The following is a 24,112-nucleotide window of genomic DNA, read 5'->3' as shown; positions in this document are numbered from 1 at the left end:
CAGCTGGGCGAACGCATTCTGCGGGTCGAAACTGCGGTGGCGGTGTTGCTCGCCCGGCTGTTCTGAAGCGGCTACAGCTGAAGGTGACAGCGGCCGCCGTATTTAGTTACATGCCACTATCGAGTTTCTTCCATTCACGCCGATGCCCTTGAACTGCCGACAATCACGCCGTCGGCCTGAAAGGGAGCTTCAATCATGTCGAACACCTTTGCCCGTTACCTGGGCAATCTGAGCGTCAACCTGAAACTGGGGATCGGTTTCGGGTTAGTGCTACTGCTTACGCTGCTGATCGCCGCCACCGGCTGGTTTGGCTTGTCCCGCTTGATCGAGCGGGCCGACAAGATCACCAGCATTTCCATACTCGATGACCGCATGCGCGACCTGCGCATCGCCGCTCAATCGTTCGAATTGCAGAAAGGCAGTTCCGGTGCCGACACCGTCACTCGCCTGCTCGATGAGCTCGATGCCAACCTGGTGATCGCACAGCACACCCTCGTGATGTCCGAAGATATAGCGCTGGTCGAGCAGGAAATAGCGGCTACCCAGGCCTATCGCCAGGCATTCGCCGCGTCGCTGCTGTCGATCCAGGGTCGCGAAGCCGCCCGCAGTCAATTGGGCAGCACCGCCGACCGCGCCGTTGCCGAAGTCAATCAGGTGCAGGCAGCCCTGCTCGGCCAAGGTGACCTGTCGGCGTTCAGCACGCTGGTGGAAACCAGTCGGCTGATCCAGCAAGCTCGCTTCCAGGTGCGTGGCTACACCTACAGCGCCAAGGACGAAGCGCGCCAGCCGGCACTGACGGCCATCGACCAGGCGATCGCCTCGGTCGCCGCTGCACAGGCCAGCGTATCCAGTGAACTCATCGGGCGCCTGCAGCAGGCTGGGGAAGCCTTGAGCGCCTACCGCGCTGCGGTGGCGCAATTCAGCGAGAATCAGCAGGCCACTCTTCAGAGCATCGACACGATGACGACGTTGGGGACCTCGCTGCTTGATCTGAGCGATCGACTCGGCGACTCGCAGACCGCCAAGCGCGATGCCGATACGGCCCGTGCCAAAGCGTGGCTGGCAACAGCGGCAGCGTTGGCGACCTTGCTTGGCATTGCCGCGGCATGGGCCATTACCGCGCAGATCGTCGGCCCCCTGCGCCAGACCCTGGCCAGCGTCGAACGGGTTGCATCCGGTGATCTGAGGCAGTCGCCCGCCATTACCCGGCGTGACGAACTGGGCCAAGTGCAGCTGGCCTTGCAGCGCATGACCTTGAACCTGCGTGAACTGGTGGGCGGCATCAGCGAAGGCGTGACGCAATTGGCCAGCGCGGCCGAGGAGTTGTCCGCGGTCACCGAACAGACCAGTGCCGGGGTCAACGCGCAGAAGGTCGAAACCGATCAGGTCGCCACCGCCATGAATGAGATGGCCGCTACCGTGCAGGAAGTCGCGCGCAATGCCGAAGAGGCGTCCGAGGCCGCTGTGGCTGCCGATCAGCAGGCACGCGAAGGCGATCGGGTGGTCAGCCAGGCGGTGGGCCAGATCGAACGTCTGGCGGCCGAAGTGCTGCATTCAAGCGAAGCCATGAACCAGTTGAAGCAGGAAAGCAGCAAGATCGGCGGTGTGCTCGATGTGATCACCTCCGTGGCCCAGCAGACCAACCTGCTGGCCCTCAACGCGGCGATCGAGGCGGCCCGCGCCGGCGAGGCCGGTCGTGGATTCGCTGTGGTGGCCGATGAAGTACGCAGCCTGGCCCAACGTACCCAGCAATCGACCGAAGAGATCCAGGCGTTGATCGCGTCCCTGCAAACCGGAACTCATCAGGTGTCCAGCGCGCTGGACAGCAGCCGCGAAATGACCGACAGCAGCGTGCAACTGGCTCGCCGTGCCGGACAGTCGTTGAGCGACATCACCCGCACGGTGTCGGCGATCCAGGCCATGAATCAGCAGATCGCCGCAGCGGCGGAGCAACAGAGCGTGGTGGCCGACGAGATCAACCGCAGCGTGCTCAATGTGCGCGAGGTTTCCGAGCAGACGTCGGCGGCGAGCGAGGAGACCGCAGCGTCGAGCATCGAGCTGGCGCGGCTGGGGACACACCTGCAGGGGTTGGTGGGGCAGTTCAAGGTTTGAGGTTGGGTGGTGGGCTTGCGGGCCTCTTCGCGGGCAGAGACCCGCTCCCACACGATCGCCGCAGATTCTTGTGGGAGCGGATCTCTGCCCGCGAAAAGGCCAGCAGCCAGTCAGCCAGGCAACAAACCTACAACTCCTGCCGTACTCCTGTGGGAGCGGGTCTCTGCCCGCGAAGAGGCCAACACAGCCAGTCAGCCAGGCAACAAACCCACAACTCCTGCCGTACTCCTGTGGGAGCGGGGCGGGCGGCGAGCCCTCTGCCCGCGAAGAGGCCAACACAGCCAGTCAGCCAGGCAACAGACCCACAACTCCTGTCGTACTCCTGTGGGAGCGGGGCGGGCGGCGAGCCCTCTGCCCGCGAAGAGGCCCTACAGTCACCCAAGCAGCAGAACTACAACACCTGCCGCAGGAACGCCTGTGCCCTGGGGTCCTTGGGTGCATCGAAGAACTCGGCCGGAGGCGCGTCTTCCAGCAAGCGGCCGTGGTCGAAGAACAGCACCCGGTCCGCCACTTCCCGAGCGAAACCCATCTCATGGGTAACGCACACCATGGTCATGCCTTCCTCGGCCAGGGTCTTCATCACTTCCAGCACTTCACCGACCATCTCCGGGTCGAGCGCCGAAGTCGGCTCGTCGAACAGCATCACCTTGGGGTCCATGCACAACGCACGGGCAATGGCCACGCGCTGCTGCTGGCCGCCGGACAGCCGTGACGGAAACGCATCGGCCTTCTCGCCGATGCCGACCTTGGCCAGCAACGCACGGGCCTTGGCCTCGCGCTCGGCCTTGCCGCGCTTGCGCACCACCTTCTGCGCCAGGCAGAGGTTTTCCAGCACGGTCATGTGCGGAAACAGGTTGAAGTGCTGGAACACCATGCCGACTTCGCGCCGATAGGCGTTGATGTTGGTCTTGGGGTCATCCAGGCGCAGGCCGTCGATGCTCACCGACCCCTGATCGAACGCCTCCAGGCCATTCAGACAGCGCAAGAACGTGGACTTGCCCGAACCCGAAGGGCCCAGAACCACCAGCACCTCGCCCTTGGCCACTTGGGTGCTGACCTGATCCACCGCACGCACCACCTGGCCGCGGGTATTGAACACCTTCAACAGGTCGCGTACTTCAATCACTTTGCGCAAGCCTCCGCTCGAGCCGGCTGGCGAAATACGACAGCGGCAGGTTGATGACCAGGTACAGGGCTGCCACGCAGAACCAGATCTCGAACGTCGAGAACGACGTGGTGATCGCCTCGCGCCCACTCTTGGTCAGCTCGGTGATGGCGATCACCGAAACCAGCGACGTGTCCTTGACCAGGCTGATGAACTGACCCGCCAGCGGTGGCAACACACGCTTGAACGCCTGCGGCAGAATCACGTAACGCATCGACTGGCCGGCATCCAGGCCCAGGGAACGGGCGGCCTCGCCCTGCCCCTTCGCGATGGACTGCACGCCCGAGCGCACGATCTCGGCGACGTAGGCGCCGGTGAACAACGCCAGTGCCGCAACACCGGCGAACTCGCGCGAGAGGTTGAGCACGGTACCGATGAAGAAGTAGAAGATGAAGATCTGCACCAGCAGCGGCGTGCCACGCACCAGTTCCACATACACGGTGGAAAGATGGCGCAGGGTGGGATTGCTCGACAGGCGGCACAGACCGGTGACCAGCCCCAGCAGCAGCCCGACCACGCCCGACACCAGCGACAGCCACAGGGTGGTCCACAAGCCCCAGGCGATCGGTCCGGCTGTCCAGTGCCGGGTTACGCCGATCTGGTCGCCTTCGGACACGTCATCGCCCTCCTGCAGCACGACACTGCTGGCGTCCACCTGCAACACCTGCTCGCCGCCGTCCTCGTCGCGCAGGGTCACTTGCGCCTGCCCGCCCTGCCGAGTGATCTGCTCGACGCTGCCGTAACCTTCGGCGCGCTGCGGCTGTTCGGCCTGGTAGACGAAGTATTGCGGCACACGATTCCAGTGCCACTCGTAGGAGATGCGCGAGGTCGCGGCGTACAAGCTGAAAGCCAGGCCGATGAGCACCAGCGCGGTCAGCCCGTGCCAGGGCCATTGGGCTTTGTGGTGTTTGATCACAGGGGGTTCAATCCGCTAGAAGACCGACGCGCGGGGCAAGCCCGCGCGTCAGGGAGAGTCTGGCCAGAGGCGCAGTCACTGCATTTCGTTGAGCCAGTTCTTGTTCACGAACCACTTCTTTTGGATACGATCGTAGCTGCCGTCTTCACGGGCCTGGCGCAGGAAGTTGTTGATGAAGTTGAGGCTGTCGTAGTCGCCCTTCTTCAAGCCGAACGCCAGCGGTTCGTAGGTGAAGGGCTCGTCGAGGTAGACCAGCTTGCCGTTGCCGACCTTGTCCACGGCGACCACGTTGTAGGGCGAATCGTAGATGAATGCGTCGGCCTTGCCGTTGACCACATCGAGTACCGCTTCGGGCTCGTTGTCGTAGCCATGGTATTGCGCCTTGGCGATCAGCTTGCGCGCCACGAACTCACCGGTGGTGCCGACTTTGGAGGTGATGCGGTAGTCCTCCGAGTTCAGGTCCTTGTAGGTCTTGACCTTATCGGCCAATTCCTTGCGAATCAGCAGGGTCTGGCCGACGACGATGAACGGATCGCTGAAGTTGATGCGCAGGTTGCGTTCCTGGGTCAGGGTCAGGCCGCTGCCGATCATGTCGAACTTGTCGGTCATCAGGGCGGGAATGATGCCGTCCAGGCTGGTCGATACCAGTTCCAGCTTGACGCCCATGGACTTGGCCATGGCCTTGAGCAGGTCGACTTCGAAACCGATGATTTCGCCGCGCTTGTTGGTCATCTCGAACGGCATGTAGGTGGGGTCCATGCCTACGCGCAATGTGCCGCGCTTGACCGCTTCATCGATAGCGCCCGCGTGCGCCGAACCCACGGCCGCCATGGCCATGACGCCGAGCAGCAGCATCGACAGATACTTGTTCATCACCAATTCCCCTAGCCAACTTCGGGCACGACCCGGCCTGGGCGCACCATTTCGGGGTGCGATCCTAACTCAAACGGGGGGCTGGACAAAGTTTGGTACTGAAATTAGTGCCGGATGGCACTGTTAGGGGGCATGGCGGGGATATCGAGGTGCAGCATTCGCGGGCAGAGGGCTCAGCCGCCCGCCCCGCTCCCACAGAAGTGCTTTTGCTACTTGTGGGAGCGGGCTCTGCCCGCGAATGAGGCCAACACGGTCAGGCGTTCTGCAGGCCTGTTGCCGGTACAGCACCGAGCGGTTGCTCAGGCTGAGCCGGGCGTTCCGCTTGCTTGGACTGGCGCCAGGCATCCAGCCAGGCCGTGTTCTGATCGGCCCAGACATGCTCGTGCAGACGCGAGATCGCCACCGGATCGCTGAGCAGCGACATGCGCGTGTTGTTATCGAGCTTCTGCGGACCACCTTGCAAAGCCTGATGGACCCACTGCGCACGCATGCTCTCGATCGGCGCGGCCTTGCCGTGCCGTGCCGTGCCCAAACCATAGGCCAGGGCGTTCTGGCGCGGATCGACGACCGCACGTACGAAACCGTCCTTGAGCGCGTTGTCGCGGTTTTCCTGGGTGTAGCGATCGGTGGAAACCAGTTCCTGTGGCGTGTCGTACTCTTCCGGGATCAGGAACAGCTTCTCCTCGCGAGCCTGCACACCCAGGTTGGTCCGGCTGGAAATCACCGATACCGGGATCGACAGCATCAGCGAACCCACGATCGGCGTCAGCCACCACAGGAAGCTGGGGTTCAACCAGATCACCAGGGCAGCCCAGGCCGCACCCAGCAGGGTTTGCGAGCCGTGACGCTTGATCGCTTCGCTCCATGGAGTGGAGTCGTCGTCGCGTTGCGGCGAGTTCCAGGTAGCCGCCCAGCCCAGGAACGCGGCCAGCACGAAACGGGTGTGGAACAGCATACGCACCGGCGCCAGCAGCATGGAGAACAGCATCTCCAGCAGCATCGACAGGGTGACCTTGAAACGACCGCCGTATTCCTTCGCACCCTTGGCCCAGATCAGGATGATGCTCAGCAGCTTGGGCAGGAACAGCAGCACGATGGTGGTGGAGAACAGCGCCACCGCCTTGTCGGGATGCCATTGCGGCCACAATGGGTACAGTTGTCGTGGCGCCAGGAAGTAGGTCGGCTCCATCAGCGTGTTCACCGCCAGCAGGGCCGTGGACAACACCAGGAAGAAGAACCACAACGGTGCCGACAGGTACGACATCACGCCGGTCAGGAACACCGCCCGGTGAACCGGGTGCATGCCCTTGACCAGGAACAGACGGAAGTTCATCAGGTTGCCGTGGCACCAGCGGCGATCGCGTTTGAGCTCGTCGAGCAGGTTGGGCGGTAACTCTTCGTAGCTGCCTGGCAGGTCGTAGGCAATCCACACGCCCCAGCCGGCACGGCGCATCAAGGCCGCCTCGACGAAGTCGTGGGAGAGGATCGCACCGGCGAACGCACCCTTGCCCGGCAGCGGCGCCAGGGCGCAGTGCTCGATGAAGGGCTTCATGCGAATGATCGCGTTGTGGCCCCAGTAGTGCGATTCGCCCAACTGCCAGAAGTGCAGACCGGCCGTGAACAGCGGACCGTACACGCGCGTGGCGAACTGCTGCATGCGTGCATACAGGGTGTCCATGCCCGACGCCTTCGGCGCAGTCTGGATGATGCCGGCGTCCGGCGTCGCTTCCATCAAGCGCACCAGGCTGGTCAGGCATTCGCCGCTCATCACGCTGTCCGCGTCGAGTACGACCATGTAGCGGTATTCGCTGCCCCAGCGACGGCAGAAGTCGTCGATGTTGCCGCTCTTGCGCTTGACCCGACGACGACGGCGACGATAGAAGATGTGGCCGAAACCACCGGCTTCGCGGCACACCTGCAACCACGCCTGCTGCTCGGCAACGGCGATGTCGGGGTCGTTGGTGTCGCTGAGCACGAAGAAATCGAAGCGATCCAGATCGCCGGTCGCCTTCACCGATTCGAACGTGGCACGCAGACCGGCGAAGACGCGAGTCACGTCTTCGTTGCAGATCGGCATCACCAGCGCGGTACGCGCACCGGCTTCGATCGGCTCATTGCCCGCGCTGGCACCGGAGATGCGGTACTTGTCGCGACCGGTGAGCAGTTCGAGGAAGCCCATCAACGCCGTCCAGAACCCCGCCGATACCCAGCAGAAAAGGATACCGAAGAGGATCAGGATACTGGTCTGCAGGAAGTACGGCAGGACCTGGGTGGCGGTCTGCATGATCGGCTGACGAACCACTTCGTCGAGGTCGACCATGCCCCAGCCCTGGTACGGCATGATGCCTTTCATGTACCAGCCGGCGACGATGGTCTGGCCGAGCATCAGCACCAGCAGGATGTAGCGACGCATCGAACCGACCCAGCGCCAGCGCGCTTTCGGCAACTCGCGCTTGTCGCTGGTCGGCTCGGGCTTGCTGGCCTTGCCGGTCAGCTTGCGCCATGCCCGAACCAGGACGTTGGTGCGCCAGGGCTCGGGAATGACCAGCGTACGGTGGATCGGTGGCGTGGCCTTGAGCTGCAGGCGACCGCTGGCGTCGAGGCCGAACATCTCGGCCTCTTCCAGTTCGGCAGCCGAGTCCAGCCGCAGGCGCTGTTCGACCGAGTTCTGTGCGCCGAGCACGGCATCGTGCGCCGGGCGTCCGGACAGGCGCTCGTGCAGTTCGGTGAAGGACGTGCAGTCGGCAAGTTCTGCGCGCTGTGCGTCCCCCAGGGGCAATTGAGCCAGGTATTCGCCAAGCGATTCTGGCCGAGCTGGAGAATTAGTCATCGGCGGGCAACTGGTAGCTCCAGGTTTCAGTCAGGACCTGTTCGGTCTTGACCGGTTCGGTAGGTGTGACAGGAGCGGTTTCGGCAGCGGCTTCCGGCGCGGTCGCTGCAGGGGCCTGGGCCACTTCGGCTGGCTTCTCGGCCTTGCCGTGCGCCTTATCATGCTTGTGCGCAGCCTTGTCTTCGACCGGTTCGGCAGCCTTGACGGGCTCCACCGGCAGATCCTTGACCAGCGCCGCACGCATTTCCACGGCCTTGTTCGGATCCTTGACCTTGACCCGCAGGGTCAGGCGCCAGCCTTTGGTTTCCGGGTTGTAGCGAACGTTGTTCTCGACCAGCTCGGCGTTGTCATCGACGCTGACCTGGCTGCGAACGGCGGCGTCCTCAGGCAGAGCGGCCAGCACCGGACCCTGATAGTCGATCAGGAAGGCGATGCTGCCATCGGCCTGACGAATCAGGTTGGATTGCTTCACGTCGCCGGTCGAGCGCAGGGTCTGGTCGACCCAGGCAATGTCGGGCGAGTGGAACTCGTCTTCGTCCATCGTCCAGTGCAGGCGGTAGTTATGCTCCAGCGCCACGCCCGGCTCCGGGATCTTCTCCGGGTTCCAGAACGCCACGATGTTGTCGTTGGTTTCGTCCGCGGTAGGAATTTCCACCAGGTCGACGGTGCCCTTGCCCCAATCACCCTTCGGCTCGATCCAGGCGCTTGGGCGCTTGTCGTAGCGGTCGTCGAGGTCTTCGTAGCGGGAGAACTCGCGGCCACGCTGCAGCAGACCGAAGCCCTTGGGGTTCTCGACGGTGAAGCTGCTCACGGCCAGGTGCTTGGGATTGTTCAGCGGGCGCCACAGCCACTCACCGTTGCCGGCATGGATGGACAGGCCGGTGGAGTCATGCAGCTCGTGGCGATAATTCTGCACACGGGACGGCTGGTTGGAGCCGAACAGGAACATGCTGGTCAGCGGCGCGATACCCAGGCGGCTGACACGGTCACGCAGGAACACCCGCGACTCGACGTCGACGGTGGTGTCCTTGCCAGGACGCAGGGTCAACTTGTAGGCGCCGGTGGAGCGCGGCGAATCGAGCAGGGCAAAGATTACCAGCTGCTTGTCGCCTTCGTTTGGCCGTTCTACCCAGAATTCGCGGAAGCGCGGGAACTCTTCACCCGACGGCAGTGCCGTATCCAGGGCCAGGCCGCGGGCCGAGAGGCCATAGACCTGACCCTTGCCGATGACGCGGAAGTAGCTCGCGCCCAGCATGGTCATGATCTCGTCCTGCTTGTCCGCCTTGTTGATCGGGAACAGTACGCGGAAACCGGCGTAGCCCAACTGCTCGGTGGACTTGGGATCGAACTGCAGGTCGCCGAAATCGAAACGCGCAGGGTCGTACTTGATTTCATTGACGGCAGTGGCGGTGACTTCGTTGATCTTCACCGGCGTGTCGAAATGCATGCCCTGGTGATAGAAAGACAGCTTGAACGGGGTCTTCGCATCAGCCCATTCTGCGTTCTCGTTGCGGAAACGGATCTTCTGGTAGTCCGCGAACTTCATGTCGCGAAATTCTTTGGGCAAGTTGCTGCGCGGGGTTTCGAATTTCTGACCGGCGAGCTCCTTGGCGCGTCCGACAACATCGTCCAGGCTGAAGGCCCAGAGTTGGCCGGCGCTGAACAGGCAGAACAGTGCAGACCCGGCCAGCATCGCTTTGCGCAACCGAGTGCGGGGTGTTCTTGAAGCATTTAAAGGACTAACAATCACGAGCAACCCTCGCCGAAAACATATCGAAAAACCAACGGCCAGCAATCTTGCGCCGGGTTGGCGAGCACTGTTCCGACTCCAAAAGGGCTTAATGATTCCCCAAGCGGAGCCAGACACGCTTCAAACTGGAAATACCGGGTAGCAAAACGTGGCCCCCTGGCGCGCGATTATCTAGTACGTCGCGCCACAACGCATCAGGGTAGCCAAAGTATTTATGCTACGAAGAGCGGTCGACGACCGCAAATTCGCCATCAATAGGCCACTAACTTTGTAACAGGAAGGTTACAGGCCCATCATTGGTCAAGCTTACCTGCATATCGGCACCGAATTGCCCTACCTGAACCTGCCCATGCGCTTTTTTTGCAGCCTCGACCAGGTGGTCGAAAAGCGCCTGCGCCAAGGCCGGTGGCGCTGCGGTGGAGAAGCCTGCGCGCAGGCCGCTGCGGGTGTCCGCCGCCAGGGTGAATTGCGACACCAGCAGCAACCCGCCGCCGACGTCCTTGAGCGACAGATTCATCCTGCCCTGCTCATCGCTGAACACTCGATAGTTGAGCAGCTTATGCAGCAGCTTGTCGGCACTGGCGGCGGTGTCGTCCGGTTCGACGGCCACCAGTACCAGCAAACCCTGATCGATGGCGCCTATGGTCTGCCCGGCGACCTCGACACGGGCCTGGCTGACCCGTTGCAGCAGCCCCTTCATGCCTCTTCCAGAGGCAAATCCAGCAAACGGCGCGCCATCTGTTCGGCGGCACGCACCAGCGCATCGGTGATGCCCGGCTCGGAGGCGGCGTGGCCGGCGTCGCGAATCACCTGCAGTTCGCTGTTGGGCCAGGCTTGATGCAGCGCCCAGGCGTTGTCCAGCGGACAGATCACGTCATAGCGGCCATGCACGATCACCGCCGGCAAATGGGCGATACGCGGCATGTCGCGGATCAATTGATCCGGCTCCAGGAAAGCGTTGTTGACGAAGTAGTGGGTCTCGATGCGGGCAATCGACAGTGCACGTTGCGGCTCGGAGAAGCGGTCGACCACCAACGGGTTGGGTCGCAGGGTCGCGGTACGGCCTTCCCAGGTGGACCACGCCTTGGCAGCGTGCATCTGGGCGATCTGGTCATTGCCGGTGAGGCGCTTGTGGAAGGCCTGCAACAGGTTGCCGCGCTCTTCCGGTGGAATCGGCGCGACGTAGTCCTGCCAGTAGTCGGGGAACAGGCGGCTGGCGCCGCACTGGTAGAACCATTCGATTTCCTGCGGGCGGCACAGGAAGATTCCGCGCAGGATCAGGCCATGCACGCGCTCGGGATGCGTCTGGGCATAGGCCAGCGCCAAGGTCGAGCCCCAGGAGCCGCCGAACAGAACCCACTTGTCGATGCCCAGGTGTTCGCGAATGCGCTCCATGTCTGCCACCAGCCGCCAGGTGGTGTTGTTCTCAATGCTGGCATGGGGGGTGGAACGGCCGCAGCCGCGCTGGTCGAAGGTGACGATGCGATAGACGTTGGGATCGAAGTAGCAACGGCTCTGCGCGTCGCAGCCCGAACCCGGGCCGCCGTGGATGAAGAGCACCGGCAAGCCCTGCGGCGAACCGCTCTCGTCGACATACAGCACGTGCGGCTCTTCCACGGCCAGATCATGCCTGGCGTAGGGTTTGATCTGCGGGTACAAGGTTTGCATCGTGCGCTCCGTTGGAAGTTGGGTCTCTGCCGTCGGCCATCATAAACCCGAATGACCACTCGGCGCATTCTCCCTATCCATTGCAGGGTTTCACAAGCGCTCCCCCACCAGATAGGCGCCACCGGGCACGCCTTGGTGAAGGGCGGCGCGGATGTCCCGGTACAGGTCATCGGCCTGTTGCGCGGTCAAGGACTGGGCATGGTCGCGCAGCACCACCTGCAGCACCAGGTTGTGCTGGCCACGCACGATACCCAGACGCTTGATGGTCAGGGAAGGCAATTCCTCGAACGACCAGCAGCCCCGTATGTGCAGTTCTTCGATCCAGCCGGCGCGATAGCCGGCCACCTGCAGGACATGCTCTGTGATGTCCTCGATGCCCAATCCCGGTTCCACCGCCAGCGACAGGTCACGGCTGATGGCCGGCTGGCGATACAGCGGTTGCCAGGCCTTGAGGTCGCCCATCTGCGCCTGGACCTGGGGATGGCCGTCACGCAGCAGACGAATGTCCGGAACACCCTTGCGCAGCATCGCCAGGCGATCCAGCCCCAGGCGCAGCACCAGACCGCCATGGGCCTGGGGATCGACGTCCAGGCGTTGCAGGAACGCCGGGCAGATGCAACCGCAAGCCAGAATATCCACCGGCGCCTGGCGGGTGACCAGGCTGACATTGAGGCCATCGCGGGTAAAACCGCAGACGCCCGAGCTGTGCGCCCACATGCGTCCCGGCACGGCGATGTCCAGCACGTCGCCTACCAGCCGCAGCAGCTCCTGACGATTGCCCAGCGCGGCGTCGCCCACTACCCAGATGTCCATCTGGTGCGGTTCGGCGCAGTGCCAGCGATCGCGGATGTCGCGACGGAAGGTGATGCCGGGCGCGGCGAGCATGATGGTTTCGCCCGGCGCGCGACGCCCCGCCGCCGCCTGCAGGCCGGTGATGACCGCGCTGCTGGTCTGGGTGCGCAGCAGCAATTCATCATCGACCCAACAGCTGTGAGTGCTGACTTCATCCATCACTTGGGGATCGTCACCGCACAGCTGAAAGTTTTCCACTGCGGAGATGATCCGCGGCCCCTTGTGCACTTCGGCCAGGGGCCAGCCTTGGCGCACCAGACCCGCGAGCAGATCCCTGACCAGCAGGCGTACCGCGTGGGGCGGTTCGCAGGCATCGGTCAAGTCGGCAATGCGCAACGCCTTGTGGATGGCTTCATGGCTGAGGTAGTGCTTGGTGACGGGCATGCAGGCATTCCTTGTTCCTGAACGGATGCCTGCACGCTAGGCAGGGTATTGCGGGACAACAATCGGAAGTTTCTGAAAGAGGCACTTTTCAGAAACTTCCGACAGAAATGTCTGACAGCAATGTCGGCAGACGCTTTCCAGACCCCACCACCGGTTGCCTCAAACCGCAACGCTGCGACGCTGCACGAACCGGTCGACGTAATCGTCAGCCGGGTTGTGCAGAATTTCCCTGGCAGTCCCGGCCTGGATCAAGCGCCCATCCTTGAGGATGGCGATCCGGTTGCCCAGGCGAATCGCCTCGTCCAGGTCGTGGGTGATGAACACGATGGTCTTGTGCAGGCGGGTCTGCAATTCCAGCAACTGATCCTGCATTTCTGCACGGATCAACGGGTCCAGAGCACTGAACGCTTCGTCCATGAGGATAATGTCGGTGTCCGCCGCCAGTGCCCGCGCCAGGCCCACGCGCTGGCGCATGCCGCCGGACAGCTGCTGGGGATAGGCACGCTCGTAGCCGTTGAGGCCGACCGCCTCGACCCACTGCTGCGCCCGCTCCTGGCACAGCGCCTTGCTCTCACCGCGAACCTTGAGCCCATAGGCGACGTTGTCGAGCACGCTCTTGTGCGGCAACAGGCCGAAGCTCTGGAACACCATGCTGATCTTGCGGCGGCGAAATTCGCGCAGCGCTGGCATGCCATAGCGCAGGATATCTTCGCCATCCACCAGAATCTGGCCACTGGAAGGGTCTACCAGTCGGTTGAAATGCCGCACCAATGTCGACTTGCCCGAACCGGACAGCCCCATGATCACGAACACCTCCCCCGCTGCGATCGACAACGACAGGTCATCGACGCCAACCACGCAACCGGTTGCGGCCAGCACCTGTTCCTTGCTTTGGCCTTGCTGGCTCAGCGCCAGCGCCTCTTTCTCGCGCTTGCCGAATACTTTGTAGACGTTGCGCACTTCGATCTTGGGTGGGTTCATCGGCCTACCTCGTGACGGGGACGACCATAGGCCTGAGTGATGCGGTCGATTACGACCGCCAGAATGACGATCGCCAGCCCCGCCTCCAAGCCCTTGCCCACGTTCAGCGTCTGAATGCCGACCAGCACGTCTTCGCCCAGGCCGCGCGCGCCGATCATCGAGGCAATCACCACCATGGACAGCGCCATCATCGTGGTCTGGTTGATACCAGCCATGATGCTGGGCAAGGCCAGCGGCAGTTGCACGCCGAACAGCTGTTGCCAGCGGTTGGCGCCGAAGGCGTTGATCGCTTCCATGACCTCTCGATCCACCTGGCGAATACCCAGGTCGGTCAGGCGAATCAGCGGCGGTGCCGCGTAGATGACGGTGGCGAAGATGGCAGGCACCTTGCCCAGGCCGAACAGCATCAGCACCGGGATCAGGTACACGAAGCTGGGCATGGTCTGCATGATGTCGAGCAGCGGCATCAACACCGCACGCAGCCGGTCGCTACGCGCAGCAAGAATGCCCAGGGGAATGGCGATCACTACGGAAATCACCGTGGCCACGAGCATCAAGGCCAGGGTCTGCATGAGCTTGTCCCACAAGCCCACGGCTCCCACCAGAAACAGCAGGCCAACGATGACCACGGTGGTCAGCCATTTGCGCGAGGCATGCCAGGCGATGCCGCCGACGATGGCCAGCATCAGCCACCAAGGCGTCATGCGCAGCAGGCTTTCCAGGTTGACGATGGCCCACAGCAGTGTGTCGGAGATCTGCCGGAACACATCGCCGTAGCGGGTGACCAGCGCATCGACGCCGTCGTTGACCCAGTCGGCGATGGAGAAGGTGAAACTCTCAGGAAACATGGAGCGCTCTCGGTGCAAGGGGCTTCAATACAAGGGGCACGTTACAGCGCCGCTTCGATCTTGCTGGCTGCCGCTTCACTGACCCACGGTTTCCAGACTTCCGGGTGCTCCTTGAGAAACAAGCGCGCCAGCTTGGGCGACTCGATACGCTCGCGGCTCATGCGCGCCAGGTTCTGGTTGAGCAGGTCGATGGGCAGGTTGACCTTCTCGAACACGGGAAGCAATTCCGGCGCGCCTTCGTGGAAGGCTTTGGACAGGCCGACCTTGATGCTGATGGTCTTGTCCACACCGGGCTTTTCTGCCAGCTTGACCACATCGACCTGACCCAGCAGCGGAGTCGGCGACCAGTAGTAGAACAGGATCGGTTCGCCACGCTTGTAGCTAGACAGCACAGCCGCATCCAGGGCTGGCCCGGTGCCGGGGCGGAAATTGGTGTAGCTGTCCTGCAAGCCATAGCTCTTGAGCATTTCGCTGTTTTCCAGCTCGCAGGTCCAACCGGCCGGGCAGTTGTAGAAACGGCCCTTGCTCGGCTCTTCCTGGTCCTTGAACACCTTGGCGTATTTGCCCAGGTCGGCGATGGCTGCAAGGTCGGGGGCCTTGGCGTCGAGGCCGCGCTTGGCGTCGCCTTCGATCACGTAGCGCGGCACGTACCAGCCTTCCACGGCGCCGGTGATCGGTGCGCCGACCCCGACCACCTTGCCCGCCTGCTCGGCCTTGTTCCAGACTTCGCTGCGGCCGACCCACTCCTCGGCAAACACCTGGATGTCGTTACTGCCCAGAGCACTTTCCATGGTGATGGAGTTGCCGGGCAAGCTGTCGGTCTTGCAGTCGTAGCCATGCTCGAGGACGAATTGCAGCAGGTCGGTGAGCAGCATGCCGCTCTCCCAGTTCAGGCCGGCGAATTTCACCGTCTTGCCCGATTCGCACCAGCCAGCGGCTTGGCTGCTGGTGGCACCGGCCAGCAAGCCCAGGGACAGGGTCGTTGCCAGGAGGGTCTTGTTCAGTTTCATCGGGTCCTGCTCCACATAGGCCATGGTCACGGCGATCTATGGGTGTGACCGCACGATGAGCCATTGTTCTGCGCGACGAACGGCAGATTGGCATATTTGTGCCGTGGGGAGGCCTATTTGGTGAAGCGGCCTTCCAGGCGATGGCGTGATCCGGGGTGGATCAGGCGCGCGGCGGTGACGGGTGTCTTGCCCGACCAGGTACGCCGCAGGATCAGCAGGCACGGTTCGCCACGCTCGATCTGCAGCAGCTCGCACTCGCTGGGGTTGGCCAGCATGGCTTCGACCACGTGCTCGCCGGCAGTCAAAGGTGCCACACGGGTCAGGTAGGCATAGGGGGTTTCTTCGACGAAATCCTGCTGCAGGTACTGCGGGGCGATCTGTGCGTTGACGTAACGATCCTCGATCTGCACCGGGATGTCGTTTTCGTAGTGCACGATGATCGAATGAAACACCCGCTGGCCTTCGCGCATGTTCAAGGTCAATGCGCGTTCGGCACCGGCCGCCTCTTCTTCCAGCAGCACCAGGCGGCTGCTGTGACGATGGCCGCGGGCGGCGATCTCGTCGGCGACGTTGTGCACCTCGAACAGCGCCGACTGGCTTTTCGGCTCGGCCACGAACGTGCCCACGCCCTGCATGCGCACCAGCAGGCCTTCGGCCGTCAGCTCGCGCAGGGCACGGTTGATGGTCATTCGGCTGAAGCCCAACTGATTGACCAGCTCGCTTTCCGAGGGCACCCGGTAGTGCGGTGGCCAGGTGCCGTTGAGGATCTGCACCGCGATCATCTGTTTGACGCGGGCATACAAGGGCGCCGGACTTTCGCCCATCTGGGCAGCCAGCGCAGGGACAACAGGCGGAGTCGGCACGGGAATTCCTTGATTGATTCGTAGGGCACAGCGAGCGACATTGTAACGCGACTCGCGCCTGGGCTGTAACGCCACTCGTGCCGGGCGCAAGTCGCGACAGGCCTTATTTGCCGATGTCGGCATCCGCCGCGCGCCAGATCAGGCGACTGGTGTCATAGCCCTGCTGACGTGCCTTCGCCAACATCCGCTCGCGCACTGCGGTGGACACCTGGGGAGTACGTGACAGCAGCCACAGGTACTTGCGGCTCGGACTGCCGACCAGCGCATGCTGGTAGCTGTCGTCCACGTCCAAGACCCAGTAGTCGCCTTTGGCCAGGCTTGGCGCCATCCGGGAGAACCAGTTGTCGAACACTACCCACAGCTTGTCGGTCTTGCCCGGGACCTGTGGCGACGCCGTGCCCTTGGCTTCGCTCCATTCACCACTTTCGGTACGGCAACGGTTGAGCACGCCGATATTGCCATCGGTTTGGAGGGTGTAGTGGGCTTCGGACTGGGCGCAGTTGCGTTGGAAGAACATGGGCAATCTGGCCACTTCGTACCAGGTGCCTTGATAGCGTTGCAGGTCTACGCTGTCGACGGTGCGTGGTGCCATGCTGGCGTCGGGGGCGTTGCTGCAGCCGGCGATCATCAGCGACAGGCACAGAGGTAGCAAGGCGAACTTGCGCAACGACATGGGGGCTCTCCTTGAACGACAGACACAGGGTGTGTGCTGCTTAGAAGAGCGCAAGCGGCGCGGGTTCCAATTGCAACCCTCATGGCTTGTGGGTTGGGGGTTGTGGCCTGTGGGAGCGGGCTCTGCCCGCGAAGGCTTCACCGCGGTACCCCTGATAGACCGCAGTGCTCCTTTCGCGGGCAGAGCCCGCTCCCACAGATGACTGCTCTCACATATAGCTGCTCCCACAGATGGCGGGCTCTACAGATGGCCGGCTGCACCGATAGCCGGTCCCATAGACAGTCAGAAGCCGACCGTGGCGGAAACCAGATAGGTTCTCGGGGTAGCAAGAGTCAAACCAGGCTCGCTGTCGTCGGAGGCGCCGGCCGAGGCCCAGTAGCGTTTGTCCAGCACGTTCTCGACATTGGCGCGCAGGGTGACTGCCTTGCCCTGCACCTTGAATGCATACCGGGCACCCACATCGAAGCGCTCCCAACTGTCGATTTCCTTGCTGTTGGCCTGATCCAGGTATTGCGAGCTGGAATAGATACCGCGCCCGGTGAGGGTGAACCCGGGCAATGCCGGAACGTCCCACTCCGCACCCAAATTGACATTGAGCTCGGGCGTGGCCGGTGCGCGGTTGCCATCGAAGGCCCCTGCGCTGGTGCCCGTCAACTCGCTGTCGATGTACATCACCCCGCCCAGCAGGCGCACGCCCGTCAGCGGTTCGCCGAACACACTTAATTCCACGCCATTGTTCTCGCGCTTGCCATTGGGGCCGAAGGTGCGGGTGAGCGCGTTGGTCTCGTAGGCCGGCTGCTTTATGCGAAACGCCGCGGCGGTGATGGCCAGGCTGCCGAGATCGTACTTCGCACCTACCTCGACCTGCCGGCTGATGAAAGGCGGGAAGATCTCGTCTTCGTTGATCGAGGTGGAAGGCGCGATCTTGCCTTGGCTCAGACCCTCCAGGTAATTGGCATACAACGACAGCTCGTCAGTGAGCTTGTAGAGCACGCCCGCAGACGGTGAAAACTTTTCCTCATCGTAAGCCGTATCGCCTTTCACCCCATCGTTCCAGTCATCCACCTTGACCCGCTGCCAGCGCCCACCGAGGGTCACCAGCAGCCGATCGTCGAAGAAGCCAAGAGTGTCGGACAGGGCCACGCCGTCGAACCGGTTCTCGGTATAGACCTTGGGGTCCTGACGGGTGGGGTTGGACGGCGTCGCCGTGGCAACGGGCGCGTAGAGATTGCTGCGCCCCCTGGCGTAGCGCGCGCCGCCATTGGTGAAGTCCATGTAGAAATGACTGACAGCCAGGTTCAGCTCGTGGCTGATCGGGCCGGTCTGCAGCCACTTGCGCGCGCCCAGCGTGGCCGTGCGTACGCTTTCATCACGGGTGAAGTCGCGGGGCAGCACGTCGAAATCGCCGGCATCATTGATGACCGACACATTGTGCCGAAGGAAATCATGATTACTCTCCCGGGCACCGACGCTGCCGTACAGCATCAACGAATCGCTCAGATCATACTCACCATTGAACGCCCCGAAGGTATCCTGGGTACGCGCCTTGCTCCAGCCCTGCGCATAGTTGTCGCGCACATGGTTGGCACCGGGCACGCGGGCATTGGCGCCGACCTGAACACGCTCCTGAGGCGCATCGGTATCACGCTCGGTATGCCCCACATCGGCAGACAGCCGCAGGCGTTCGCCGCGGAAATCCAGGCCGATCACGGCCATTTCGCGGTCCACGCTCTGTTTGTCCCAGGTAGTGTCGCCCGCCTGTTTCACCGCGTTCAAGCGCAGGCCAAACTGGTTGTCCTGGCCAAAACGTCGGCCAATGTCCACGGCGCCACCGGCCTGGCTGTCGGAGGCGTAGCTGGCGGTGAACTCGTTGATCGGCGTGTCGGTGGCGCGCTTGGGCACCACGTTGATACCGCCGCCGACGCTGCCCCGAGGGGAGATGCCGTTGATCAACTGGCTGGGCCCACGGAGGATATCCACCCGCTCGGCCATCTCCATGTCGATGGAGTACGTGGGCAGTATTCCGTATAGCCCGTTGTACGACACATCGCTGTTGAACAGGCTGAAGCCGCGGATGGTGAACTGCTCGAAACGCCCGCCGGCCGGGTTGGTGGTACGCACTGCCGGGTCGCTGGCCACCAGATCGCCCAGGGTGCGGGCCTGCTGATTTCGCGCGGTCTCGCTGGTGTAGCTGGTCATGCTGAAGGGCGTGTCCATGAAGTCACGTGCGCCGAGCAAACCTTGGGCGCCACTGCGCGCGACCTGCCCACCGGCATAGGGCTGCTCCGTCACGCTGCCTTGTGCGGCACCGGTCACGGTGGTGGGCGTGATCTCCAGCACGTCGGCACCCAAGGGCGCAGCCACGAGCGTATAGGCATCCTCTCCCACCGCTTGCAGGCGCAGACCGCTGCCGGCCAGCAGTTGAGCGAAGCCGCCCTCCACGCTGTACTCGCCGACCAGACCGGCGCTCTGCCGACCGTTGACCAAGGCAGGCGCCACCGACAGGCTGACGCCCGCCTGGCTGGCAAAGCGGGTCAGCGAGGCGGCGAGTTCGCCTCGGGGTATGTTGTAGACACGCGCCATGTCGTCGGCAAAGGCCATCTGCATGGGCATCGGTGCAAGGCCGATCAGCAGGCTGAGGGGCAAGGCGCGCGCGTAGTGCGCCGAGGATGTGCAGCCGTAACGGAGAAACGAACGAGGGGGCCGTGGGGGCATGGCTGAAGGCTCTTTGAGTGTGCTTACCTCTCCATGACAAGCGAGCGCGAAAAAGGGGACACGCGCTAGGCAGGTTTTTCCTGTGGCATCAGCGTGGCCCAATAGCGCGTGCGCCATTGCACCCGCAGCGGCAGGCTGACAGCCAGCAGGTTCAGCACCTGATCCGGATCTTCCAGGCGAAAACTGCCCGTGACGCGCAGTGCTTCCAGCTCCGGCTGCCAGCGCAGGATGCCCGGACGATAGCGGTCCAGATCGCGCAGAAAATCCCCAAGAGGCTGGTTCAACGCAACGATCACGCCCTCGCGCCAGCCCGGCTGGCGAGGGTCGAACCGCTCGATCGGACCTGGACCGGTGCCGGATAACTGAACGTGCTGGCCCGCGCGCAAGGTGAGCGGCGCAAAACCGGTAGGCCGCACATCGGCCTGCCCGGTGAATACCGACAGCCGACAGAGGCCTTCGTCCTGGCGCACATTGATTTCACCTTGGTCCAGCCTCACGCTGCCAAGCGGCGTACGGATGTCGAACGGCATGGCATTGGCCAGGCGCAACCGAATCTCCCCGCGCAGCAGCGTGAGCCGCCGTTGGCCAGGGTCGATGTCGACCGCAGTGGCGGTATTGATGTGCAACACGCTGCCATCGGCCAAGGTCAACTGGCGTCGCTCGCCGGTGGCGGTGGCCACGTCGGCGCGCCAGGCATCGATGGGCAGCTCACGCATAACCCACCAGGCGGCTGGCGCGGCTACGGCCAGCCCCAACAACCCCTTGAGCAGGTCGCGGCGGCCGTGGCCGGGACGATCGAGGCTGGCCATTGCCAGCGCCGGCGGCAGAACCTGGAAGCGGCCCTTGAGCGCCGCTACCCGGCGCCAGGCGGACTCATTCGCCTCGCTGGCTTGGCGCCAGCGTTGCAGGCGGGCGAGGTCCTGTTCCGTGACGGCGCCAGACTCCATGCACACCCACCAGCGGGCCGCCGAGCGGGCGGCTTGGCGTGCTTCGTCACTCGGCTCGGCATTCAGCACAGTTCGGCCAGCAGGCAATGTTCGTAGGCTTGGGCCATGTAGCGCTTGACGCTGCGCTCGGTAACCTTCAAGCGCTCGGCGATTTCTCGGTAGCCCAACCCTTCGAGCTGGCTGAGCAGAAAGGCCCGGCGAACCTTGGCCGGTAAGCCATCGAGCAGTTGATCCAGAGCGTGCAGGGTTTCCAGCACCTGCCAGCGCTGTTCCGGCGCAGGTGCGACATCGGCGGGCAAGGTGGCGAGCGCGTCGAGATAGGCCTGTTCCAGACTGCGCCGACGGTAGAAATTGATCAGCAGCCGTTTGCCGACTGTCTTGAGGTAAGCACGCGGCTCCTGCAACTCGGTCACCGACTGGGAACTGGCCAGCACCCGGATGAACGTATCCTGGCTCAGGTCCGCTGCATCCCACGCACTGCCCAGGCGCCGGCTGAGCCATTGCTCCAGCCAGCTGCGATTGTCGCGATAGAGCGTCTCGAACGCCCGAGCGTCCACCCTCGCCGGCTCGACCATCATCGGCACCCTGTCAGATGTAAATGAGATCGATTGTATTTTAAAAAGGGTTTGCAGCGGAACCGTTAGTTACGCCCTCGATGCTGCATTCGGCCGCAATGCGTTCAGCCAGACAAACCGCGTGCACCGCCGACGCGGCTTGCGCCGCTGCTACAGAGACCGCATTCCGTGCACCAGCGGCGCAAGCCACGTCCGGCAACAACGCATTTGCATGCACCAACGGCCAACCCGCGTCCAGCATCAACGCATCCCCTGTAGCAGCGGCGCGAGCCGCGTCCGGGATCGACGCGGTATTGCAGACCGATCAACCCGAGGCAGGCGGTGACTGAACCCGCCGATAGGTCGTGTGCCAACACAGCAGCAGACCCGCCCCCGCCATCAACGCGCCAACGATGCCGATGTTGGCCACGCCCACCTGGGTGATCACCACACTGCCCAGCAACGCCCCACCGCCGATACCGACGTTGTAGATCCCCGAATGCAGCGCCATGGCCACGTCCGTGGCATCCGGGGCCAGCTCCAGGACCTTGGACTGCATCGCCAGGCTGAAGCACATGATCGAAATGCCCCAGACCACACTCACCCCACCCAGATAGGTGGCGTAGCGCGCCAACGGCAGCAACAGCATCAGGCAGAGGGCCAGCAACGCGATCGACGCCACCATGAAACCACGCGGATAGCGACCGCTGTAGCGGCTGAACACCAGCGAGCCGATCACCCCGGCACCGCCGAACAGCAACAGCAGCGTCGTGGTCATTTCCCCGCTCATGCGCGCCGCAGCCTGCACGAAGGGTTCGATGTAGCTGTAAGCGGTGTACTGAGCGGTAATCACCAGCGCAGTCGTCACATACAACGCCACCAGCACCGGCCGCTTGAGCAGCATGGGCAGGCTGCGCAGCGAACCTGAATTCTGGCTGGGCAGCGCCGGCAGGCTTTTCGCCAGCCACAGCGCCACTAGCGTGGCCACCACGCCGATTCCCACGAATGTGGTGCGCCAGCCCAGCGCTTCACCGACCACCCGCCCCAATGGCACGCCCAGCACCATGGCCAGGCACGTGCCGGTGGCCAGCAGGCCCAGCGCCTGAGTGTGCTTGCCCGGTGGCGCCAGCCGCACCGCCAGCGATGCCGTGATCGACCAGAACAAGGCGTGGGCGAACGCGATGCCGATACGGCTGGCCAGCAGCACGCCATAGCTCCAGGCGACGCTGGACACCGCATGGCTGGCCACGAACAGGATGAACACGCCGATCAGCAATCGACGCCGCTCGATGTTGCGCGTGAGCAGCATGATCGGCAGCGACATCAGCGACACCACCCAGGCATACACCGTCAACATCAGCCCCACCTGCGCCGTCGGCATCGCAAAGCTCAGACCGATCGAGGTCAACAACCCGACCGGCGCGAACTCCGTGGTATTGAAGATGAAAGCCGCCAGCGCCAACGCAATCACGCTGGACCAGCTGCCTGTGGGTGTATCTACGGATCCTGTACTCATCACGCCCGCCCCCTGTTATCACGCACACCCAACCGACTCAACCAGACCGATAACAAGATCACCCCACCGCCGAGGAACAGTCGCCCCAAGGGCTCGTCCTGATTCCAGATCAGCAGGTTGAGCAGCAGGCCGACCGGCACGTGGAGATTGTTCATCACCGCCAGTGTGGCGCCCGGCACGCGGCTGGCGCCCTTGTTCCACCAATACATGCCAAGCGCCGTTGACACCAGCCCCAGGAACGCCAGCACGCTCCACTGTACCGGCGTCTGCGGCAGATTGTGGGGGTTGCCGAACAGCAGGAAGGCCGGCAGCACCACCAGCAAGGCACCGACGTAGAAGTAGCCGAAGCGTCGGTACTGTGGCTGGTCGCTGGGGTGGCGTGCCAGCAGATGCTTGTACAGCACCTGTCCGGCCGCATAGGTGAAGTTGGCCAGCTGCAGCAACAGGAAACCGATGAAGAAGTCCGGGCTGACGCGGTCGAAACGAATCACTGCGGCCCCCGCCACCGCGACCAGCGCCGCCACCAGCGCCCAACGGTTGAAACGACGGTTCAACGCGTCCTCGATCAGCGTCACGTGCACTGGCGTCAGGATGGTGAAGAGCAGCACCTCCGGCACGCTCAAGACCCGAAAGCTCAGGTACAGACAGACGTAGGTGATGCCGAACTGCAGCGCGCCGATCAGCAGCATGGCGCGCAGGAAGCGCGGTTCGACCTGACGCCAGCGCGTCAGCGGCAGGAATACCAGCCCGGCGAGCAGCACCCGGGCGAGCACAGCAAAGTAGCTGTCGACGTGGCCAGCGAGGTATTCGCCGATCAAGCTGAAAGAGAAAGCCTGGATGAGGGTGACGATCAGAAGGTATTGCATGGTGCGTCCCGAATTGGCGAGGCGCGGACCTTAGCGCATGTGGGCCGGGTCAGGCCAGTGAAGCGCACCGCGGATCGCTACCGTGATTCATCAAATGAGTTGTCTTGTCCGATCATTGCTCTACCCTGTGTCGCATCTGTGCCGGTGGCTACACGCTCGGCTGGCATTGCACCTCGATTCGCAACCTGAGAATGCTGCGCTTGAAGCTGGCCACCGCGTCGGCCGACGCCCCTGCGGCGACGCTGACCCGCCGGGTCCGCACCGGCTCGGGGCCATTGCGAAAGCGCACACTGCACTGCGCCGCGCGGGCTCCGTAGTTCTGCAGGGTCACGGCGGCCATGTCGGGGGCGGTGTCGTGGGCCGTGACCAGAATGTCGGTGTCGTCGAGCTGCTTCTGCACGTCGATGGGGTAGGCGAAACACACGCCTGGCAGCAGGGCCAGCACTACAACGCAGCATTTGATCATCGAGCAGTCTCCGTGGCGGGCTGCCAGCTTAGGACACCAGGAGTCGAAGATGAAAGCGCCCCGCGTCACCCTTGAGCAATGGCGAACCCTGCAGGCCGTGGTCGACCACGGCGGCTTCGCCCA

General features: G+C 63.3%; 21 protein-coding genes and 1 pseudogene. 3 read left to right on the top strand and 19 right to left on the bottom strand.

Annotation, left to right across the window (positions count from 1 at the left end; translation table 11 throughout):
* Nucleotides 1-195: 195 nt before the first annotated feature.
* Together B2V21_RS21675 and B2V21_RS21670 are read left to right on the top strand one after the other, a co-directional pair.
* Nucleotides 196-1,257 (top strand): annotated as a pseudogene (locus B2V21_RS21675) (methyl-accepting chemotaxis protein); the annotation flags it as partial.
* Nucleotides 1,249-2,112, top strand: a complete 864-nt coding sequence (locus B2V21_RS21670) for a methyl-accepting chemotaxis protein (RefSeq protein WP_376787049.1) — start codon at nucleotides 1,249-1,251, stop codon at nucleotides 2,110-2,112. The pseudogene B2V21_RS21675 and the gene B2V21_RS21670, both read left to right, overlap by 9 nt.
* 391 nt (nucleotides 2,113-2,503) lie before the next feature.
* Here B2V21_RS21670 and B2V21_RS19305 read toward each other — a convergent pair whose 3' ends face one another.
* The 19 genes from B2V21_RS19305 to B2V21_RS19215 form a co-directional block, all read right to left on the bottom strand.
* Nucleotides 2,504-3,238, bottom strand: a complete 735-nt coding sequence (locus B2V21_RS19305) for an amino acid ABC transporter ATP-binding protein (RefSeq protein ID WP_043193705.1) — start codon at nucleotides 3,236-3,238, stop codon at nucleotides 2,504-2,506.
* Entirely contained in the window at nucleotides 3,231-4,193 is a 963-nt protein-coding gene (locus B2V21_RS19300) for an amino acid ABC transporter permease (RefSeq protein WP_122743955.1), read from the bottom strand. The genes B2V21_RS19305 and B2V21_RS19300 overlap by 8 nt, the downstream gene beginning before the upstream one ends.
* 75 nt (nucleotides 4,194-4,268) lie before the next feature.
* Complete coding sequence (locus B2V21_RS19295; RefSeq protein WP_286917726.1) at nucleotides 4,269-5,066, bottom strand: transporter substrate-binding domain-containing protein; 798 nt, start codon at nucleotides 5,064-5,066, stop codon at nucleotides 4,269-4,271.
* A gap of 253 nt (nucleotides 5,067-5,319) precedes the next feature.
* The gene (gene mdoH, locus B2V21_RS19290; RefSeq protein ID WP_286917725.1) at nucleotides 5,320-7,896 is read right to left on the bottom strand and encodes a glucans biosynthesis glucosyltransferase MdoH; all 2,577 of its coding nucleotides are present in this window, start codon (nucleotides 7,894-7,896) and stop codon (nucleotides 5,320-5,322) included.
* Nucleotides 7,889-9,646, bottom strand: a complete 1,758-nt coding sequence (locus B2V21_RS19285; protein ID WP_286917724.1) for a glucan biosynthesis protein G — start codon at nucleotides 9,644-9,646, stop codon at nucleotides 7,889-7,891. Before B2V21_RS19285 ends, mdoH begins: the two co-directional genes overlap by 8 nt.
* A gap of 262 nt (nucleotides 9,647-9,908) precedes the next feature.
* Nucleotides 9,909-10,346 (bottom strand): D-aminoacyl-tRNA deacylase, encoded by a 438-nt coding sequence (gene dtd, locus B2V21_RS19280; protein WP_049861736.1) that lies wholly within the window; start codon nucleotides 10,344-10,346, stop codon nucleotides 9,909-9,911.
* Nucleotides 10,343-11,314 (bottom strand): prolyl aminopeptidase, encoded by a 972-nt coding sequence (gene pip / locus B2V21_RS19275; protein WP_056844443.1) that lies wholly within the window; start codon nucleotides 11,312-11,314, stop codon nucleotides 10,343-10,345. Before pip ends, dtd begins: the two co-directional genes overlap by 4 nt.
* A 90-nt stretch (nucleotides 11,315-11,404) precedes the next feature.
* A complete protein-coding gene (locus B2V21_RS19270; protein WP_286917723.1) occupies nucleotides 11,405-12,550 on the bottom strand; it encodes a hypothetical protein in 1,146 nt (381 codons plus the stop codon).
* 159 nt (nucleotides 12,551-12,709) lie between these two features.
* On the bottom strand, nucleotides 12,710-13,531 hold the full coding sequence (locus B2V21_RS19265) for a quaternary amine ABC transporter ATP-binding protein (protein WP_049861733.1): 822 nt from the start codon (nucleotides 13,529-13,531) through the stop codon (nucleotides 12,710-12,712).
* Entirely contained in the window at nucleotides 13,528-14,379 is an 852-nt protein-coding gene (locus tag B2V21_RS19260; protein WP_049861732.1) for an ABC transporter permease, read from the bottom strand. Before B2V21_RS19260 ends, B2V21_RS19265 begins: the two co-directional genes overlap by 4 nt.
* Before the next feature lie 41 nt (nucleotides 14,380-14,420).
* On the bottom strand, nucleotides 14,421-15,389 hold the full coding sequence (locus tag B2V21_RS19255; protein WP_286917722.1) for an ABC transporter substrate-binding protein: 969 nt from the start codon (nucleotides 15,387-15,389) through the stop codon (nucleotides 14,421-14,423).
* 113 nt (nucleotides 15,390-15,502) lie between these two features.
* Nucleotides 15,503-16,213 carry a histidine utilization repressor gene (hutC, locus tag B2V21_RS19250; RefSeq protein ID WP_177327972.1) on the bottom strand — a complete coding sequence of 237 codons (711 nt, stop codon included), beginning with the start codon at nucleotides 16,211-16,213 and terminating at the stop codon, nucleotides 15,503-15,505.
* Nucleotides 16,214-16,355: 142 nt separating this feature from the next.
* Nucleotides 16,356-16,880 (bottom strand): lipocalin family protein, encoded by a 525-nt coding sequence (locus tag B2V21_RS19245; RefSeq protein ID WP_376787048.1) that lies wholly within the window; start codon nucleotides 16,878-16,880, stop codon nucleotides 16,356-16,358.
* 327 nt (nucleotides 16,881-17,207) lie between these two features.
* Nucleotides 17,208-19,538, bottom strand: coding sequence for a TonB-dependent receptor (locus B2V21_RS19240; RefSeq protein ID WP_286917730.1), 2,331 nt, complete (start codon nucleotides 19,536-19,538; stop codon nucleotides 17,208-17,210).
* Between the two features lie 167 nt (nucleotides 19,539-19,705).
* Nucleotides 19,706-20,653, bottom strand: coding sequence for a FecR domain-containing protein (locus B2V21_RS19235; RefSeq protein ID WP_286917729.1), 948 nt, complete (start codon nucleotides 20,651-20,653; stop codon nucleotides 19,706-19,708).
* Nucleotides 20,650-21,162 (bottom strand): sigma-70 family RNA polymerase sigma factor, encoded by a 513-nt coding sequence (locus tag B2V21_RS19230; protein ID WP_286917721.1) that lies wholly within the window; start codon nucleotides 21,160-21,162, stop codon nucleotides 20,650-20,652. The genes B2V21_RS19235 and B2V21_RS19230 overlap by 4 nt, the downstream gene beginning before the upstream one ends.
* 304 nt (nucleotides 21,163-21,466) lie before the next feature.
* Nucleotides 21,467-22,657 (bottom strand): sugar transporter, encoded by a 1,191-nt coding sequence (locus B2V21_RS19225; protein ID WP_286917720.1) that lies wholly within the window; start codon nucleotides 22,655-22,657, stop codon nucleotides 21,467-21,469.
* Entirely contained in the window at nucleotides 22,657-23,523 is an 867-nt protein-coding gene (locus B2V21_RS19220; protein ID WP_286917719.1) for a carboxylate/amino acid/amine transporter, read from the bottom strand. Before B2V21_RS19220 ends, B2V21_RS19225 begins: the two co-directional genes overlap by 1 nt.
* A gap of 148 nt (nucleotides 23,524-23,671) precedes the next feature.
* A complete protein-coding gene (locus B2V21_RS19215; RefSeq protein WP_056843301.1) occupies nucleotides 23,672-23,989 on the bottom strand; it encodes a hypothetical protein in 318 nt (105 codons plus the stop codon).
* 49 nt (nucleotides 23,990-24,038) lie between these two features.
* On the opposite strand from B2V21_RS19215, the gene B2V21_RS19210 reads away from it, so the two are divergent.
* Nucleotides 24,039-24,112 (top strand): hypothetical protein (locus B2V21_RS19210; protein WP_286917728.1); only part of this gene is annotated, 74 nt, incomplete at its 3' end.

It is taken from the genome of Pseudomonas sp. UBA6276 (genome assembly GCF_002438365.1).
GTDB lineage: Bacteria > Pseudomonadota > Gammaproteobacteria > Pseudomonadales > Pseudomonadaceae > Aquipseudomonas > Aquipseudomonas coleopterorum.
Note: the sequence above shows the minus strand (reverse complement) of the source record. Positions and strands in the feature narration are given on the sequence as shown.

Coding starts and splice junctions, on each gene's coding strand:
- B2V21_RS19295 (WP_286917726.1), bottom strand. CDS start 5,066: ATGAACAAGTATCTGTCGATGCTGCTGCTCGGCGTCATGGCCATGGCG.
- B2V21_RS19255 (WP_286917722.1), bottom strand. CDS start 15,389: ATGAAACTGAACAAGACCCTCCTGGCAACGACCCTGTCCCTGGGCTTG.
- hutC (WP_177327972.1), bottom strand. CDS start 16,213: ATGGGCGAAAGTCCGGCGCCCTTGTATGCCCGCGTCAAACAGATGATC.
- B2V21_RS19225 (WP_286917720.1), bottom strand. CDS start 22,657: ATGAGTACAGGATCCGTAGATACACCCACAGGCAGCTGGTCCAGCGTG.
- mdoH (WP_286917725.1), bottom strand. CDS start 7,896: ATGACTAATTCTCCAGCTCGGCCAGAATCGCTTGGCGAATACCTGGCT.
- B2V21_RS19230 (WP_286917721.1), bottom strand. CDS start 21,162: ATGGTCGAGCCGGCGAGGGTGGACGCTCGGGCGTTCGAGACGCTCTAT.
- B2V21_RS19215 (WP_056843301.1), bottom strand. CDS start 23,989: ATGATCAAATGCTGCGTTGTAGTGCTGGCCCTGCTGCCAGGCGTGTGT.
- B2V21_RS19240 (WP_286917730.1), bottom strand. CDS start 19,538: ATGCCCATGCAGATGGCCTTTGCCGACGACATGGCGCGTGTCTACAAC.
- B2V21_RS19245 (WP_376787048.1), bottom strand. CDS start 16,880: ATGATCGCCGGCTGCAGCAACGCCCCCGACGCCAGCATGGCACCACGC.
- dtd (WP_049861736.1), bottom strand. CDS start 10,346: ATGAAGGGGCTGCTGCAACGGGTCAGCCAGGCCCGTGTCGAGGTCGCC.
- B2V21_RS19270 (WP_286917723.1), bottom strand. CDS start 12,550: ATGCCCGTCACCAAGCACTACCTCAGCCATGAAGCCATCCACAAGGCG.
- B2V21_RS19220 (WP_286917719.1), bottom strand. CDS start 23,523: ATGCAATACCTTCTGATCGTCACCCTCATCCAGGCTTTCTCTTTCAGC.
- B2V21_RS19260 (WP_049861732.1), bottom strand. CDS start 14,379: ATGTTTCCTGAGAGTTTCACCTTCTCCATCGCCGACTGGGTCAACGAC.
- pip (WP_056844443.1), bottom strand. CDS start 11,314: ATGCAAACCTTGTACCCGCAGATCAAACCCTACGCCAGGCATGATCTG.
- B2V21_RS21670 (WP_376787049.1), top strand. CDS start 1,249: ATGACCTTGAACCTGCGTGAACTGGTGGGCGGCATCAGCGAAGGCGTG.
- B2V21_RS19265 (WP_049861733.1), bottom strand. CDS start 13,531: ATGAACCCACCCAAGATCGAAGTGCGCAACGTCTACAAAGTATTCGGC.